At 60.1% G+C, this 15,529-nt stretch carries 14 protein-coding genes; 9 read left to right on the top strand and 5 right to left on the bottom strand.

All coding sequences use genetic code 11. From position 1 onward, the window contains the following. The first annotated feature begins 139 nt into the window (after positions 1-139). Positions 140-853: a glutamine amidotransferase gene (locus ACWHXT_RS04260; protein ID WP_447957372.1), complete on the top strand. Its 714-nt coding sequence runs from the start codon at positions 140-142 to the stop codon at positions 851-853. On the opposite strand, the gene nfi is transcribed toward ACWHXT_RS04260, so the two are convergent. Beyond that, on the bottom strand, positions 837-1,562 hold the full coding sequence (nfi, locus tag ACWHXT_RS04255; RefSeq protein WP_447928264.1) for a deoxyribonuclease V: 726 nt from the start codon (positions 1,560-1,562) through the stop codon (positions 837-839). The two genes, ACWHXT_RS04260 and nfi, sit on opposite strands and share 17 nt — an antisense overlap. Before the next feature lie 96 nt (positions 1,563-1,658). Further along, on the bottom strand, positions 1,659-3,380 hold the full coding sequence (locus tag ACWHXT_RS04250; RefSeq protein WP_447928263.1) for a DEAD/DEAH box helicase: 1,722 nt from the start codon (positions 3,378-3,380) through the stop codon (positions 1,659-1,661). 486 nt (positions 3,381-3,866) lie between these two features. Between ACWHXT_RS04250 and ACWHXT_RS04245 the strand changes: the two genes are divergently transcribed. Both ACWHXT_RS04245 and ACWHXT_RS04240 read left to right on the top strand, forming a co-directional pair. Beyond that, positions 3,867-4,064: a CsbD family protein gene (locus ACWHXT_RS04245; protein WP_447928262.1), complete on the top strand. Its 198-nt coding sequence runs from the start codon at positions 3,867-3,869 to the stop codon at positions 4,062-4,064. Positions 4,065-4,165: 101 nt separating this feature from the next. Continuing rightward, entirely contained in the window at positions 4,166-4,663 is a 498-nt protein-coding gene (locus ACWHXT_RS04240) for a PRC-barrel domain-containing protein (protein WP_447928261.1), read from the top strand. 149 nt (positions 4,664-4,812) lie between these two features. On the opposite strand, the gene ACWHXT_RS04235 is transcribed toward ACWHXT_RS04240, so the two are convergent. Continuing rightward, a complete protein-coding gene (locus ACWHXT_RS04235; protein ID WP_447957371.1) occupies positions 4,813-5,811 on the bottom strand; it encodes a glutathione S-transferase family protein in 999 nt (332 codons plus the stop codon). A gap of 78 nt (positions 5,812-5,889) precedes the next feature. Further along, a complete protein-coding gene (locus ACWHXT_RS04230) occupies positions 5,890-6,810 on the bottom strand; it encodes a LysR family transcriptional regulator (protein WP_447957370.1) in 921 nt (306 codons plus the stop codon). A 744-nt stretch (positions 6,811-7,554) separates the two neighbouring features. Here ACWHXT_RS04230 and ACWHXT_RS04225 point away from each other — a divergent pair. Further along, positions 7,555-9,231: a peptidoglycan DD-metalloendopeptidase family protein gene (locus ACWHXT_RS04225; protein WP_447957369.1), complete on the top strand. Its 1,677-nt coding sequence runs from the start codon at positions 7,555-7,557 to the stop codon at positions 9,229-9,231. Positions 9,232-9,305: 74 nt separating this feature from the next. On the opposite strand, the gene ACWHXT_RS04220 is transcribed toward ACWHXT_RS04225, so the two are convergent. Next, positions 9,306-10,946 carry a L,D-transpeptidase family protein gene (locus ACWHXT_RS04220; RefSeq protein WP_447957368.1) on the bottom strand — a complete coding sequence of 547 codons (1,641 nt, stop codon included), beginning with the start codon at positions 10,944-10,946 and terminating at the stop codon, positions 9,306-9,308. 117 nt (positions 10,947-11,063) lie between these two features. Between ACWHXT_RS04220 and ACWHXT_RS04215 the strand changes: the two genes are divergently transcribed. The 5 genes from ACWHXT_RS04215 (at position 11,064) to ACWHXT_RS04195 (ending at position 15,483) form a co-directional block, all read left to right on the top strand. Next, the gene (locus ACWHXT_RS04215; RefSeq protein WP_447957367.1) at positions 11,064-11,804 is read left to right on the top strand and encodes a murein L,D-transpeptidase catalytic domain family protein; all 741 of its coding nucleotides are present in this window, start codon (positions 11,064-11,066) and stop codon (positions 11,802-11,804) included. Between the two features lie 112 nt (positions 11,805-11,916). Beyond that, complete coding sequence (locus tag ACWHXT_RS04210) at positions 11,917-12,936, top strand: patatin-like phospholipase family protein (RefSeq protein ID WP_447928255.1); 1,020 nt, start codon at positions 11,917-11,919, stop codon at positions 12,934-12,936. 157 nt (positions 12,937-13,093) lie between these two features. Beyond that, complete coding sequence (locus ACWHXT_RS04205) at positions 13,094-13,780, top strand: SDR family oxidoreductase (protein WP_447957366.1); 687 nt, start codon at positions 13,094-13,096, stop codon at positions 13,778-13,780. A 167-nt stretch (positions 13,781-13,947) separates the two neighbouring features. Then, complete coding sequence (locus tag ACWHXT_RS04200) at positions 13,948-14,940, top strand: LLM class flavin-dependent oxidoreductase (protein WP_447957365.1); 993 nt, start codon at positions 13,948-13,950, stop codon at positions 14,938-14,940. Positions 14,941-14,988: 48 nt separating this feature from the next. Beyond that, on the top strand, positions 14,989-15,483 hold the full coding sequence (locus ACWHXT_RS04195) for an N-acetyltransferase family protein (RefSeq protein ID WP_447957364.1): 495 nt from the start codon (positions 14,989-14,991) through the stop codon (positions 15,481-15,483). Positions 15,484-15,529 lie beyond the last annotated feature (46 nt).

Below are 15,529 nucleotides of genomic sequence, written 5' to 3'. Positions count from 1 at the left end.
CCCATGTTATAGGTAGACGCGCAGTGATTAGGCAAATCCGGCATTCGCCGAGACCTACCCTAACCCCAAACCGCGCCGTTTGGATACACCCCGGGGCCTGTCAGCGACAGCGCCCCGTATGCACCGCCACGAGTATGCCATGCCCTTAGTACTGATCGTAAAAACCGGCGACGCTTTTCCCGAAGTGACCGACCAGCACGGCGATTTCGATGCGCTGTTCGAGGAGCCCATGAAGCGGGTGGTCCCCAACACGACGATTAACGTATGGGATCCGCGCGCAGAGCCCGATGCCCCCTCACTGGACGCGTTGGATGCGATCGTGATTACCGGCTCCAACAGCATGGTGAGCGACGCCGAGCCCTGGAGCGAGGCATTGAAGCCCTGGCTCAACGCGGCGCGCGAGCGCGACATTGCCATGCTGGGCGTCTGCTACGGGCACCAGCTGATGGCCGAAGCCTTTGGCGGCCAGGCCGGTAATCACCCAAACGGCCGCGAGGCGGGTACCTTCGAGATCGAACGCACCGACGCCTCCCATAGCGACCCGCTCTTTAGCCAGCTGCCCACGCGTTTCATGGCGCACCTGACCCACGGCCAGACGGTGCTCAAAGCGCCAGACGATGCGCTCATCCTCGCGTTCAACGACCACGACAGCCACCAGGCGGTTCGCTACGGCACCCGCCAGTGGAGCGTACAGTTTCACCCCGAGTTCAACGCCGACATCCTGCGCGCCTATATCGAACGCGTGGAACCTGCGCTGATCGAACAGGGCGAAGACGTCGGCGCCCTGATCAACCGCATCAAGGAAACGCCCCAGGCGACCAGCCTGCTCGAGCGCTTCATTCGCCTTTTGTAGCCTTTTTGGCCGCCGCTTTGGCGGCGCGCTTTTCGACGCGCCGCGAGGCGAGCCGGTCGGCCAGCCGCGTCGGCTCGGGCAGCTTGGTACGCCCAAGGCACTGCATGACCCACTGAAGTGACGTTGCCAGCGATATACGGTGGCCCGGGGATACGAACACGGGCTTCACGTTCACTCGCGAACGCAGCACCGCGCCCAGGGTTTCCCCTTTGGCGGTGAGCGGGCTCCAGTCGCCGCGCTCACCGCCGACCTCTTCAAAGCGCCCGTAAAGGCGCGATTTGGCAATCCCGATCGTCGGCAGGTCGAGCCAGAGCCCCAGATGCGCCGCCACCCCCAGCTTGCGCGGGTGGGCAATGCCCTGGCCGTCGACCATCACCAACTGAGGCATTTGGGAGAGCCTGGCAAAGGCGCCGAGCGCGGCGGGGATCTCACGAAACGATAAAAGCCCCGGCACGTAGGGCATACGCGTTGGCTCGCGGTGAACGACCTGTTCGACCTGCTCGAGATAAGGCGCCTTCTGCGGGTCCCACTTCAATAGCACGACCGCGGCGCGGGTGGTTTCGCCCTCGTCTTCGAAACCGATATCCACCCCGGCGATAAGCTTCACCTCGTCGAGGCGATCACTAAGCTCCAGCCGCCCGGCAAGCTCGGTTTGCAGCGCAATCGCGTCTTTGGGCTCGAGATTCCAATCGTGTAACGGCGCATCCATGGCAGTTTTCTCCTTTTGAAACGTTAAGCGTAGAGCATCGAGCAGCCAATAAAAAACCCCGCTCGAAAGCGGGGTTTTGCGTGGCCTGGCTCGCGATTAAGCGCGTTCGCGGCGACGGACCGGCGCATCGCCGCCTTCGTCACGACGGCGACGCGGGGCGCGTTCCGGGGTGCTGCTGTCTTCGCTGATCTCAAGCGGCCGACCGGCCACACGGGCGCGCGCCATCTTGGTCAGAATGGTAGACGGCAGGTTGCTGGGCAGCTCGACCACCGAGAAGGCGTTGCGAATATCGATACGCCCGATACGCGCGCCTTCGATACCGCCTTCATTGGCCAATGCGCCGACCAACTGGCCAGGCTTGACGCCATCCTTGTGACCCACGGAAACGCGGTAGCGGGTCATGCCTTCGCTGGGCGCGCTCGAACGCTCGCGACGGTTAGCGGGCTTGCCGCTGTCCTTGCCGCCTTCGCGCGGGGCACGCTCTTTGCGCGGGGCCTGCAAGCGGCCGATGGGTGCTTCGTCGGCGCGGGCCATGGCGGCAAAGGCGCAGGCCAGCTCGACCGGGTCGTGACCCTCTTCGACCAGACGCTCGACCAGCGCACGCTGCTCTTCAGCGCCCTTGGTCAGCGCCGCCACGACGCGGTGATGGAACACCTCGTCCCGGTGAGTGCGGATGGCGCTTTCGTCGGGCAGCGGCATCTCGGTCATTTTCTGACCGGTTGCCTGCTCCATCCAGCCCACTTTACGACCTTCGCGGAAACCGGCGAAGGTGATCGCGATACCGCTACGCCCGGCACGGCCGGTACGGCCGATACGGTGGGTATAGGCTTCGGCGTCCTGGGGCAGGTCATAGTTGATGACGTGGGTGATACGCGAAACGTCCAGACCGCGTGCGGCGACGTCGGTGGCGATCAGCACATCGACCTTGCTGCGCTTCAAGCGCGTGATGGTGCGCTCACGCAGACTCTGATCGAGATCGCCCGACAGGCCAGCAGCGTTGACACCGCGGGCGGTCAGTTGCTCGACCAGGGTGGTGCAGGCGGCACGGGTGCGCACGAACACGATGGCCGCATCGACGGGCTCGACTTCGAGAATACGCGACAGCGCTTCGAGCTTGGCGCCACCATCGACGCGCACGATGCGCTGCTCGATGTTTTCGCCGGTAGTGGTTTTCGATTCGATCGCCACTTTCACCGGGTCGACGAGGTAACGATTGACGATACGCTCGATTTCGGCAGGCAGGGTCGCGGAGAAGAAGACACGCTGAGCATCTTTCGGGGTATCGGCGACCACGCGTTTTACGTCGTCGATAAAGCCCATGCGCAGCATTTCGTCGGCTTCGTCCAGCACCAGCGCCTGAAGGTCGCCGAGCTTCAAGCTGCCGCGGTCCAGGTGGTCGATAATACGACCCGGGGTACCGACGACGACCTGAGCGCCGCGCTTGAGCGCGCCCAGCTGCTCGCGATACTCCTGACCGCCGCACAGCGTGGCCACTTCCAGGCCTTTAAGATTCTGACCGTACTTGGTGAACGAAACCGCTACCTGTTGGGCCAGTTCGCGCGTCGGCGCCATCACCAGCACCTGAGGCGCATGGCGGTCGAGATCGATACGCGAGAGTAACGGTAGTGCAAACGCCGCGGTTTTACCGGTACCTGTTTGGGCCTGGCCCAACATGTCACGGCCTTCCAGCAGCGCGGGAATGGTTTTCGCCTGAATGGGCGAAGGGGTCTGGTAGCCCTGTGCTTCAACAGCAGAAAGAACGGCAGGCAACAGAGCAAGATCGCCGAAGCTCGGCGAGGCGACAGAAGTCGAGGTCATTAATCACACCTTGGTAGACCGGCGTGGCCGGCAAAAAACATCGTAAGCGTCTTCGACACGTTGGTCAGCGTACTCGCGCTGAACACAAACGCCGCTTGGCGGATCGCTTGATAAAGGAGTCAAAGACGCCGGTCGCACCTGGCATCCAGTTGGCAGAAACATGAATAACGCGCCAACCGTTGTGGCGACCTTCTGCGTCGATTTCACCCGGTTGGTGAAATGCTAAAGACGCGCCATCTTCACAGCAATGAACATCTCAAAGGGATGTTCCCGCAAGCGCCACTACGTAATGAGTGCTACGCAGTCTAACGCTTACCGTCGTGATGGAGGGGTCAACACATGCGAGGAGCGCGAATACTAGCACTTTAAAAATTATCTGGCTAGCTTTTTTGCTTTACCCAACTTGAACAGGCGTCCTTGCGCTTGTCGACATATGGTCTAAAATTTTAATCGCAATAACGCTTTAGGCAGTCAAGGAGAGAGACGATGAATTGGGATCAAATCGAAGGCAAATGGACCGAAGTCAAAGGCAAGGCGCGTTCGAGCTGGGGTGAGTTCACCGATGATGAACTCGACCAGATCGGCGGCAAAAAGGATCAGCTCGTCGGTAAGCTTCAGCAGAAATACGGTCTGGAGCGCGAAGAAGCCGAAAAGCGCGCTGACGACTGGGCGGACAGCCTGTAAGAAAGCCAACAGTTAAAACGTAGTGGACACGTCAACGGCGTTACGGGCGGCTTTTAGAAAGCCGCCCATAAAACGCCACAGGAAGTTAAAGGAGTAACGCGATGCGTAAATCACTGCTATTGGCTGCAATGAGCACCACCCTGCTGGCCGGTATGGCTTTCAACGCGCAGGCGTCCCAGGAGCCTCAAGGCGTCTACTCCGCCGAAGACATACTGGATGCCGAGGTTTACTTCTCCAACGGCTCCGGGGAAGAAGTCGGCGATGTCGATGACATTTTGTTCGACGATGACATGCGCATCACTGGCCTTGTGATCGAAAGCGGCGCCGTTTTGGGCCTTGGTGGCCGTGAAATCGTGGTCGGCACCGACTACTTCACGCTTGAAACCAGCACCGAAGGCGATGGCGACACCGAACACCGCATCATGTTGACCGCTACTCCCGAAGAAGTGGAAAGCTTCCCCGCCTACAACCGCGACTGGTGGGAGCAGACTCAAAACAACGCGCGTAACGCCTGGCAGACCACTCGCGACGGCGCCCAGAGCGCCTGGCAATCGACCCGCGAAGCGTTCAATGACGACGAGAACCAGCCCCAGCAGTAAACGGCTCGTTTAATCGCGCGTAAAAAAAGGCCGCCCATCGGGCGGCCTTTCGTTTTGTCAGGTGGCTTTTTTTCAAGTGCCCTTTTTTCAGGTGCCTTTTAAAAGAGGGCCTCGACGGTTTGCGGTTACTTTTTGCCGTTACTTTTTCGTTACTTTTGACGCCTACGAATGCCTTTGCCCTCTAACCGCTCACGATCATGGGGGCGCTCGAAATCGAGTAGCGGACCGGCCGGGACGATCCGGGTCGGATTGATCGTTTCGTGGCTGTAATAGTAGTGGCGTTTGATGTGATCCATATTCACCGTCTCGGCAACACCTGGCCACTGGTACAGCTCACGCAGATAGTTCGAGAGGTTGGGGTAATCCTCGATACGCTTATAGTTGCACTTGAAGTGGCCGAAATAGACCGCGTCGAAACGCACCAGGGTGGTAAACAAGCGAATATCGGCTTCGGTCAGCCACTCCCCTGCCAGGTAGCGGTTTTCTGCCAAACGCGCTTCCAGCCGGCCGAGCGCGTCGAACAGCGCCTTGACGTGCTTCTCGTAAACATCCTGTTCGGTGGCAAAGCCCGACTTGTAGACACCGTTGTTCACGTTGTCGTACACATCATCGTTCACTTCATCGATGGTTTCACGCAGATCCTCGGGGTAGAAGTCGAGATCGTTGCCGGTCAGCTCATCGAAGGCACCGTTGAGCATGCGCAGCAGATCGGCGGACTCGTTATTGACGATGGCGCTGCGCGTTTTGTCCCAAAGTACCGGCACCGTGACGCGCCCGGTATAGGCCGGGTCGGTCATGGTATAGAGCTCGTAATGGTAATTCACCCGGTTGATGGGGTCGCCACTCGAGCCTTCCTCTTCGTTATAGGTCCAGCCCTTATCGAGCATCAAGGGACTAACGTGGGAGACGCCAATCAACGGCTCCAACCCCTTGAGCTTGCGCATGATCAGCGCCCGGTGCGCCCAGGGGCAGGCCAGGGATACGTAAAGGTGATAACGGTCCTTTTCGGCGGGAAAACTTTGCCCCTGCTGCTGACCACGTCCTTCTACCCAGTCGCGTAACTGGGCCGACTCGCGTACGAACTCGCCGCCATGCTTTTTGGTGTCATACCACTGATCGACCCACTCGCCTTCTACTAATAGTCCCATCGGGCGCCTCCTGTAATTTGCGTCTTTGCTTATGTTTTTAGAGCATAGCGCGCTTTACGATGCACTCAAGCGGATGTTTTACCCTTTTTCATTCGAGTAAATTGAATCTTCCGGGCATTGCTCGATCACCGCCTCGCGAAGCACCTGGGCCATGGCGTGGGTGGCCGGGCCTGCATGGTCGCGATCCTTGAAAATCAGTTGAAAAGGCGCTTCGCGAATCCCCCCGGCCGTCAGGGGCAGCGGCTTCAGTTCACCGCGCTCGAGCTCGTCGGCGATCCGGGTGACCGGCATCCAGGCAAAGCCCAGGCCGCGCTTTATCATATCAAGCGATGTATTAAGGTGGCTGACCGTCCAGCGCTGCTCGGCCTTGAGCCACCCCGCATTGGCAGACTGACGATTGGCCGAGTCGCGCACGACCAGCTGGCGATATTGCGCCAGGTCGCGCAGGTCCAGTTCACGCCCCAGCCCGTGCAGCGGGTGATCCGGATGCGCCACCGCGATAAAGCGCACGTTGGCTAACGTCTCGCCTAGAAACCCCGGGACTTCCATACCGGAAATCACCAGATCCGCCCGCCCATCGAACAGCATCTCTACCCCGCCGTTGAGTACGCTTTCATAAAGCTGGACCCGAACCTGCGGGTAGGCCTCGGAGAAGCGCTCGAGCGCTTTGGCCTGGGCATCCGCGGGAAACACCTGATCGATGGCGACCGCCACTTCCGTTTCGAGCCCTTCGGCAAGGCGTGTAGCAATGTCCTCTATCGAGGCGGCGCTCTCGATGAGCTGACGCGCCCGGCGCAGCAATAGCTCACCGGCCTCGGTCAGGCGGACCTGACGACCGACCGGCTCGAGCACCTGAACGCCAAGCTGCTCCTCCAGCTTGTGCACCGCATGATTGAGCGTAGAAGGGCTTTTATGAATAGCCTGCGCGGCGCGTGCAAAGCCACCGTAATCTACAACGGCGGCGAGCATGTGCCACTGAGCAAGTGTTACCCGAGACATTTCGATTTCCTCGACGCTAAAAGCGTATTAGTGCGCTTGGTCTTCGAAAAAACTTTAACAGAATGCTGGCGACGACGAATAGCTAACTTGTGCGGCGACTCATGCTGTTTCAACGAAAACACTAAAAAACAGGGAACTTTTTGAAAATATTGTATAACATCGGCTCTGCTTCTACTTTGCTATAAGACAATTGAGTCATCGCTCTTTAGTTACAAAAAAACACAAAGACGCAGACACTAAAGTACTCTTTACAATCACTGAAATAACTAGCGGACTAACAATTCACTGAAACGCCGGTTTTTTTCAAAGGCGCCTTCTTCGGGCCAAACCAATCCTTGTACAAAAGCATGACGCTAATAGCCGCTCAAAACAGCGTGGAAAAAGCGTTTTGGGAAACGTTTCTTGATGATCAGCGGTACTCAGCGCGATAAACCATTGATCCTTGCTATCGGGAAGGCTTTACAAAGAACCACTATTGGCTATATTGATACGCCTTAACCGATACAACTACATTTAGGTGTACAAGCTATTGGCAGGTTTGAAAGTTTAGGTTTCGTATAGCCAACGCCATTAGCAAACACTGTTTCTTAATAAGTCGCTTGCTGTCCGGTTTTTTCGTTAACGCGAAACCCGCCTCTCTGTATGTAAATACAGTCTATTCACCCCTACCCCCATGGGGTATTGTTCCCGTGCTTGTTCACTTTTACGTTCATTTTCACTTCGAACTCGGCGGTCAATTTACCCATGTTGCGAATCCTTCATTCGCTGCCCCGCGCACATAAATTATTACTTTTACCCGTGGCTACAATGGTCACCGTGCTGGGCACACAAAAGCTTATAACGACGTATCAGGATCTCAATAAACCCCATACTTCACTGGAGAGCGTGCTCGTACCGCTGCCCAGCGACTCTTTTACCACCGTGCCCTCCTTGCACCAGGAGCGCCGCCCGGTCGCCAAAGCGATCGACCGCGCCTCCCGCGCCATCGACGCCACCCGCGAGCAGATCCCGCTAAGTGATCTCGCCGCGACCGAGATCATCGATCTCGATGTCATCGCCACCGCCGAGGCATCAATCGCCAGCGAAATAGATGCCACGCCCGTACTGGATGACGGCGCCATTCACATGGCGGTGGTGTTTGGCACCCTAACCAGTGGCATGCTCAATATCGACGAACCGGGCACTCCGGGGCCGGTCGAGATTGCCGATGCTACTTCCGTGGATAGCGCTACCTCTTACGAGGATTACGGCATCGAGCTATTCGACGATATCTCCTTTCTCGAGCTCGAACTGGCCGCTGAAGAGCCCTTCGTTCCCGAGTGGGCCACCCATATCGTAGAGCCGGGTGAAACCTTTGCCGTGCTGGCGCAAAACGAGCTGGGTCTTGGCTATAGCGAAGTGCTGGCCCTTTTGGACGACATGCCCAACCCGCGCATTTTCACTAACTGGCGCGCCGGTAACAGCTTCGATTACCAGCTGGACGAAAACGGCAACTTGCTCGCGCTGCGCATGATGAAAGACATCCGCGACGGCGTGCTGCTCGAGCGCAATGAAGACACCTCGTTCGCGGCAACCGTCATCGAACGTCAGGGCGAGCCGGTTCAGCGCCTGTTCGCCGGTACCGTTAGCGGTAGTTTTGCGCGCTCGGCCCAGGCAACGGGGCTTTCAAGCAGCTCGGTGACCGAGCTGACACGCCTGCTCGAGAAAAAGCTCGATTTTAGGCGGGATAGCCGTCGCGGCGACAGTTTCAACGTACTGGTCGAGTCTGACATGATCGACGGCGAGACACTGGATTCGCGCGTACTGGCGGTCGAGTACGATGGCGAGCGCATGGATTTGACGATGGTACGTAACGCGGCGGATGACAACTTCTATACGCCGGAAGGCAGCGGCCTGGAGCCGGGCTTTGCGCGTCATCCCTTCGAAGGCAGCTATCGTTTGAGCTCTAACTTCAATCCGAACCGCAAGCACCCGGTAACCGGCCGTATCAGCCCGCATAACGGCACCGACTTTGCCATGCCGATCGGCACCCCCGTCACCGCGCCAGCGGACGGCCGGGTCGAGCGAGTGACCAATCACGCAGCGGCCGGCCGCTACATAGTGATCCGCCACGATAACGGCTACCGCACGCGCTATCTGCACCTGTCAAAACCGCTGGTCAGCGCCGGCGATCGCGTGGCCATGGGTGATCGCATCGCGCTTTCCGGCAATACCGGGCGCAGCACTGGCCCGCACCTGCATTACGAAGTCATCGTCAATAACTCACCGGTTAACGCCATGACCGTAGAGCTTCCCGAGTCCTCAAGCCTGACCGGCGATACGTTGATCGCGTTCAAGAACCAGGCCGAACCGATGCTGGCCGCCCTCAACAGCGGCGAGACCGGTACGATCAATGTAGCCAACTACCAGCGCGACGAATAAAGAGCCTGCTCACTTGCGCTAAAAAAAGCCGCCCAATCGGGCGGCTTTTTTGCGTCTTTAGACCACACGCCCCATCAAACCGGGCGGCTTAGCGCATCGAGCAGCGCATCGTCGTGACGGTAGATATCGTCGCGGAACTCGATCTCGCCCTCGGCATTGGGCCAGGCGGTCAGGTAGTGCAACATGACCGGAATGCGCTGCGGCAAATTCACGTTTTGATCGCTGCTGCCTCGGCCAATGAGCGTATTGACCCGGTGCTGGCTGCCGCTGTCGCGCAAAAGCATCTGGGCAAGTTCGCTAATGCCTTCCACGCGGATACAGCCGGAGCTGAGCGCGCGCTGTGTACGACCGAACGCGCCCTGGGCGGGTGTGTCGTGCAGATAAATCATGTCGTCGTTGGGAAAACGAACCACGATTCGCCCTAGCGGGTTGCCGCTGCCCGCCGTTTGTCGAAGCATGACGCCACCGGGGCGTTGCCAGTCGACGCTTTCCGGATCCAGCCGCTCGCCGGCGGGGCTTAGCACCTGGATATTGCGCGCGGAGAGATAGCCTGTATTACTACGCACCCGGGGCAGCACGTCTTCGCGCATGATGGTGGGGGGAATCGTCCAGCTCGGGTTGATGGTGAGGTGGCTGATCGCCGAATGGATCATCGGCGTGGCCCGCTGGGGCGAACCGACCACGACCCGGGCATCCCACTGCTCGCCGTTGGGGCGCACGTAGTGAAGCTTGTAACCGGCCACATCGACCCATACGCGGGAAGGCTCGCTTTCGAAGTGTTCGAGCCAGCGTGCCCGCTCAAGATTGATACGCAGCTGATCGATCCGACGGGACAGCGGCGTATTGAGTGCCCGCCGCGTTTTGTCGCCGACCACGCCGTCCGCCTGGAGCTGGTGGCGGCGCTGGAAACGCTGGACGGCGCGCTCAACGGTGGTGTCGAAGCGACGTTGATCACCGTTTCGTTTAACGGCCTCCACCATCGGGTAGGCGCCGTCGTCAGCGGCGACTAACCCGCTTTCGCCCCAGAGCGCCAAACGCTCGCGCAGCGTCACCACATCGGCGTCGGTATCGCCCACGCGCAGCGCGTCGTCACGCCCGGCCAGGTACGCCACGCTGGCACTGCCTCGGCGCTCGAGGGCACGGTAATCGCTCAGCATCTGGCGAAGTTCGCGGTAGGCATTCGACTGGGGCCTGGCGACCTCGAAAGCCGCCTCGACGTCGCCCTGGGCGAGGGCCTGACGCACCTGAACCATGCTGTATCCCCGCGCCGGGCGCTCGCCGCTCCACTGTGTATTCAGCGCTTTGGGGTCCACCTTGCCCCGCGAGAGGTGATCCAGCGCCAGCAGCAGGGTTTGCGTGGCCTTGAGGTCGAAACGCGCCTGAGCGCTGGCATCGCCCTGTTGGCTCACACGGAAATCATCGAGCAGCCGGCTTCCCTGATAGTCACTGGGGGTCAAGCCATCCTGGTCGAGACGCGCCAAAGCCTCGGCCAGCGACTCGACACGCTCGGCGTCTTGCCAGACCAGTTGATCTTCACGGGCCTGGTAGAACGCGGCCACAGGTAAATCGCTTACGTAGGCGTTTAACTGCTGAGCCAATGCCGGTTGAGCCGGGGCGTCGGCATGGGCATGATGGATAGCATACGGAAGGGGTAGCAGGGCGGCGGTCAACACGGCACCCAAGGCCCATTTCTGAATTGGCGGTTTCTCGTTCATAACCCCTCCATGGGTTACTATGCGGTGTCGCATGCCAACCCAATAAAGATAAAACATGCGCACGCTTGTCATGATGTTATCGCTTTGCGTACCACTAATTATAGTAGGTCTTACACTATGCGGCTCGGATTAAGCTTTTTTAGCAAATTTTTCTTTCTCCCGACACTGCTGGCAAGCGCCCCCCTTCAGGCCGCCCCACCCGCACCCTTTTTTTCCCAGATGGCGGCCTCGCCGCCAGCCGGCGTCTCACCGCTTCACCAGCAGCTTCAGTTGCTCGCCCCTTCCGCGACCCCTAAAGCGCTACAGCTCGCCGCCCAGGCACTTAGCTGCGCCGACCCCGGCGCCGAGCGCCTGGCGGTGATCGACTACTCGCTGCCGTCGACCGAGCAGCGCCTGTGGGTGTTCGATCTTCACCAAAACCGGCTGCTGTTCAAAGAGCTGGTCTCCCACGGGCGCGGCTCCGGGGACGCCAACGCCGAGGTGTTCTCCAACACCCCGGAAAGCTATCAGTCGAGCATCGGACTTTTTCGCACCATGAACAGCTACTACGGGCGAAACGGCTACTCGCTGCGCCTCGACGGGCTGGAGGCGAACGTCAACGACCAGGCCTTCGATCGCGCGATCGTCATTCACGGCGCCCACTACGTCAGCGACGACTTTATCACCCAGACTGGCCGGCTGGGTCGCAGCCACGGCTGCCCGGCGGTTCGCGAAGAGATCACTTATCCCTTGATCGACAGCTTGAAAGAGAGCCAGTACGTTTTCGCCTACTACCCGGATGCGGAGTGGATGGCGAATTCGGCGTTTTTGCGCTGCTCCGAAGGCGGTATTTACCAACTCGCGGCCGCCGCCTACTAAAGCGACACCCACCGCCGCCTCTCTACCAGGCAGGCTTCGTTGAAGCCCTTGCTTTCGCGACCCGGGTTTTATGCCATGCTTAGGCTTTCCTACTTGAAGTGAGGAAGTTGGCATGGCAAAGGTAAAAACGCTGGACCTGGCCCTGCAGGGCGGTGGTGCCCACGGCGGCTACACCTGGGGCGTGATCGACCGCCTGCTCGAAGATGAGCGCATCGAAATCGAAGGCATCAGCGGGACCAGCGCCGGCGCCATGAACGGGGTCGTGATGGCCGACGCGCTGACCCGCGGCGATAAAGAGACCGCCCGCGAGGCACTGCGTGGCTTCTGGCAGGCGGTTAGCCGAGCCGGTATGGCAAGCCCCATTCGCCGCTCGCCGCTTGACGTGCTCACCGGCAACTGGAGCCTCGATCAGTCGCCAGGCTACATCGCCATGGACCTGATGAGCAGGCTCGTCTCCCCTTACCAGCTCAACCCTTTGAACATCAACCCGCTGCGCAGCATCGTGGACGAGCACATCGATTTCGAGCGGGTGCGTCGCTGTGACCGACTAAAGCTATTCGTCGCCGCCACCAACGTGCGCACCGGTAAGCAGCGGGTGTTCCGCCGCGAAGAAATGAGCCTGGATGCGGTCATGGCCTCGGCCTGCTTACCTTTCGTGTTTCAGGCCGTGGAGATCGACGGCGAAGCCTACTGGGACGGCGGCTATATGGGCAACCCGGCGCTCTTCCCGCTTATGGAGGAGTGCAGCGCCCGGGACATATTGCTGGTGCAAATCAACCCCATCAGCCGCGACACCCTGCCCACCAGCGCCTCGGCGATCATGAACCGCCTAAACGAAATCACCTTCAATGCCGCGTTGATCAAGGAGATCCGAATGATCGCCCTGCTCAAGCACGCGCTTGACGAGCAGGGGATCGAGAACTGCTACCAGCAGACGCTCTTTCACCGCATCAGCGGCGAACACGCGCTGGAGAGCCTGTCGGTATCGAGCAAAATGAACGCCGAATGGCCGTTTTTGTGCCACCTGTTCGAGCTGGGCCGCGCCGCCGCCGAACGCTGGCTTCAGGAGAACTTCGAGGCGCTGGGCGAGCGCTCGACCCTGGACATCGACACCGTCTACATGAATGAGTGACCCGTCTACATGAGTGAGCGCCCGTCTAAAAGAGGGGGCCGCTTGGAACGTAAAGCGCTCTGAACGGCGCTCTTTGCCGCTACGGGAGGTTTGCAACATCCCGCCCCATTAGCCATTCTGAGGGTTCCCCTATTAATAATGGCAAGGAGCGCATCCCATGCAAGACCGTGTATTACTCATCACCGGTGCCTCGAGCGGCATCGGCGCGGCTACTGCCCGGGCCGCCGCGCGTGAGGGCTATAAACTGGTGCTTGCCGCACGCTCGACGGACAAGCTCGAAGCCCTCGCCCAAGAGCTTGGCCAGGAAAACCTGCTCACCGTCGAGCTGGATGTGACCGATATGGCACAACAGCACGCCATGGTGGAGCAGGCAATGGAAACCTTTGGCCGCATTGACGGCGTTTTTGCCAACGCCGGACGGGGCGGCTCGCCGGGCGGGTTTAGCGGCGCCGACCACGAGGCCTGGCGCGAGATGATTCTCACCAACGTGTACGGCGTGGGGCTGACGCTGCAGGCCTGCCTGCCAGCGCTCAAGCGCAGCGCCGGCCACGTGCTGCTCACAGGCTCTGCGGCGGGCCGGGCAACCATCCCCGGCTCGATGTACAGCGCCACTAAATGGGCGGTGACCGGAATGGGCTATAATCTGCGCGAAGAGCTTCGCGGTACTGGCGTTCGCGTCACCTTGATCGAGCCTGGCATGGTCGATACGCCCTTTTTCGATGAACCCCCGGAGCATGCGCTGGAAGACAAGGATATCGCCAATGCGGTGATCTACGCGCTGAATCAGCCTCCTCACGTCGACGTCAACGAGATACTGATTCGGCCCACGCCGCCCCGTGAATAGCGCCTTTAGCCCTCCCCCGCTTCGGCCCTGATGCTTTTGAACCTTGAGCATCAGGGCGTGGCCTTGTTTTATCGCCATCCCGCCCGCATTACATAGTATTAACAAGCGTGCTAATGACTTCCTCGGAATCGTCATTGGCCGCCACACTCCCAATGCGCAGGTGAACCATGAGCCAACTCGCCGAAACCGCCTTATCGGTGCTGGATCTAGCCCCCATCCGCGAGGGCGGCAGCGCCGCTGAAACCTTCGCCAACAGTGTAGAGCTCGCCCAGCGCGCCGAGCAGCTGGGCTACACCCGTTTTTGGCTGGCCGAGCACCATAATATTGCGGGTATCGCCAGCGCCGCCACGTCCGTCTTGATCGGCCATGTCGCCGGGCATACCTCACGCATACGCGTGGGTAGCGGTGGCATCATGTTGCCCAATCATGCGCCGCTGGTGATCGCCGAGCAGTTCGGCACGCTGGAAACGCTCTATCCTGGGCGTATCGACCTGGGGCTCGGCCGGGCGCCGGGTTCGGACGGTGCGACCATGCGCGCCATGCGGCGAAGCGCCCAGGCTGGCGTCGACGACTTCCCCGCCCAGCTCGACGAGCTGACCCGCTACTTAAGCGATGAAGCGCCGGGTCAGCAGGTCAAGGCCGTTCCCGGCCAGGGAACTCACGTACCTACCTGGCTTTTGGGCTCCAGCGGCTACAGCGCGCAGCTTGCCGCGCGCCTTGGCCTGCCGTTCGCGTTTGCCGCCCAGTTCGCCCCGGGGTACCTGTTCGAGGCGCTACGGCTCTATCGCGATAATTTCCGCCCCTCCGAGGTGCTTTCCAAACCGCACGCCATGATAGGGCTTCCCGTGATGGCCGCCGAAAGCGACGAAATGGCGCGTTACCTGGCCACCACCGCACAGCAGAAGTTTCTCAACCTGATCCGCGGCAAGCCCACCCAGTCAAGGCCGCCGGTCGAGCAGCTCGACTGGACGCCCATGGAGCAGGCCCAGGTCAGCCAGTTTTTGGGCGCCGCGATCATTGGCGGCCCACAGACGGTCAAGGAAGGACTCGAGGCGTTCCAGGCGCAAACCGGCGCCGACGAGCTGATGATCAATAGCGACTTCTTCAATCAGGAAGACCGGCTGAAAAGTTACGAGATCGTCGCCGAGGTCGCGCGCTAACGCCCTCGAGACACCGTGTTTTAACTTTTAACGTTTAGCGGATAGCCCATGACCGATATGACGATCGCGCCGATGACGAAGGACGACTTCCGGGCTTTTTGGCCAACCTTTAGCGCCATTGTAGCGGCCCAGGAGACCTACGCCATCGCGCCGGATATCTCGTTTGACGCCGCCTACGCGCTCTGGTGCGAGGCGCCCACGGCCACGCTGGTGGCCAAGGATCGCCAGGGCACGGTACTGGGCTCGTACTATCTAAAAGCCAACGCGGCGGGTCCGGGCCAACACGTGTGCAACTGCGGCTACATGGTGGCCCAAGCTGCGCGTGGCCGCGGGCTTGCCCGCACCCTGTGCGAGCACTCGCAGACGCTTGCCAAAGAGCACGGCTTTCTCGCCATGCAGTTCAACGCCGTGGTCAGCACCAACGAAATCGCCGTAGCGCTCTGGCAAAAGCTTGGGTTCAGCATTGCCGGCACCGTGCCCGGCGCGTTTCGCCACCCCGCCCAAGGGCTGGTGGATACCTACGTCATGCATAAATTTCTATAACGGCGCATTTCCCGCTAAATATCCCGCCCCTTCTGCCGATAACGCT

It is taken from the genome of Vreelandella halophytica, assembly GCF_968193635.1.
The sequence above is the reverse complement of the archived record's forward strand: the minus strand, read 5'-3'. Positions and strand labels throughout refer to the sequence as shown.

Coding starts and splice junctions, on each gene's coding strand:
- ACWHXT_RS04260 (WP_447957372.1), top strand. CDS start 140: ATGCCCTTAGTACTGATCGTAAAAACCGGCGACGCTTTTCCCGAAGTG.
- nfi (WP_447928264.1), bottom strand. CDS start 1,562: ATGGATGCGCCGTTACACGATTGGAATCTCGAGCCCAAAGACGCGATT.
- ACWHXT_RS04250 (WP_447928263.1), bottom strand. CDS start 3,380: ATGACCTCGACTTCTGTCGCCTCGCCGAGCTTCGGCGATCTTGCTCTG.
- ACWHXT_RS04245 (WP_447928262.1), top strand. CDS start 3,867: ATGAATTGGGATCAAATCGAAGGCAAATGGACCGAAGTCAAAGGCAAG.
- ACWHXT_RS04240 (WP_447928261.1), top strand. CDS start 4,166: ATGCGTAAATCACTGCTATTGGCTGCAATGAGCACCACCCTGCTGGCC.
- ACWHXT_RS04235 (WP_447957371.1), bottom strand. CDS start 5,811: ATGGGACTATTAGTAGAAGGCGAGTGGGTCGATCAGTGGTATGACACC.
- ACWHXT_RS04230 (WP_447957370.1), bottom strand. CDS start 6,810: ATGTCTCGGGTAACACTTGCTCAGTGGCACATGCTCGCCGCCGTTGTA.
- ACWHXT_RS04225 (WP_447957369.1), top strand. CDS start 7,555: ATGTTGCGAATCCTTCATTCGCTGCCCCGCGCACATAAATTATTACTT.
- ACWHXT_RS04220 (WP_447957368.1), bottom strand. CDS start 10,946: ATGAACGAGAAACCGCCAATTCAGAAATGGGCCTTGGGTGCCGTGTTG.
- ACWHXT_RS04215 (WP_447957367.1), top strand. CDS start 11,064: ATGCGGCTCGGATTAAGCTTTTTTAGCAAATTTTTCTTTCTCCCGACA.
- ACWHXT_RS04210 (WP_447928255.1), top strand. CDS start 11,917: ATGGCAAAGGTAAAAACGCTGGACCTGGCCCTGCAGGGCGGTGGTGCC.
- ACWHXT_RS04205 (WP_447957366.1), top strand. CDS start 13,094: ATGCAAGACCGTGTATTACTCATCACCGGTGCCTCGAGCGGCATCGGC.
- ACWHXT_RS04200 (WP_447957365.1), top strand. CDS start 13,948: ATGAGCCAACTCGCCGAAACCGCCTTATCGGTGCTGGATCTAGCCCCC.
- ACWHXT_RS04195 (WP_447957364.1), top strand. CDS start 14,989: ATGACCGATATGACGATCGCGCCGATGACGAAGGACGACTTCCGGGCT.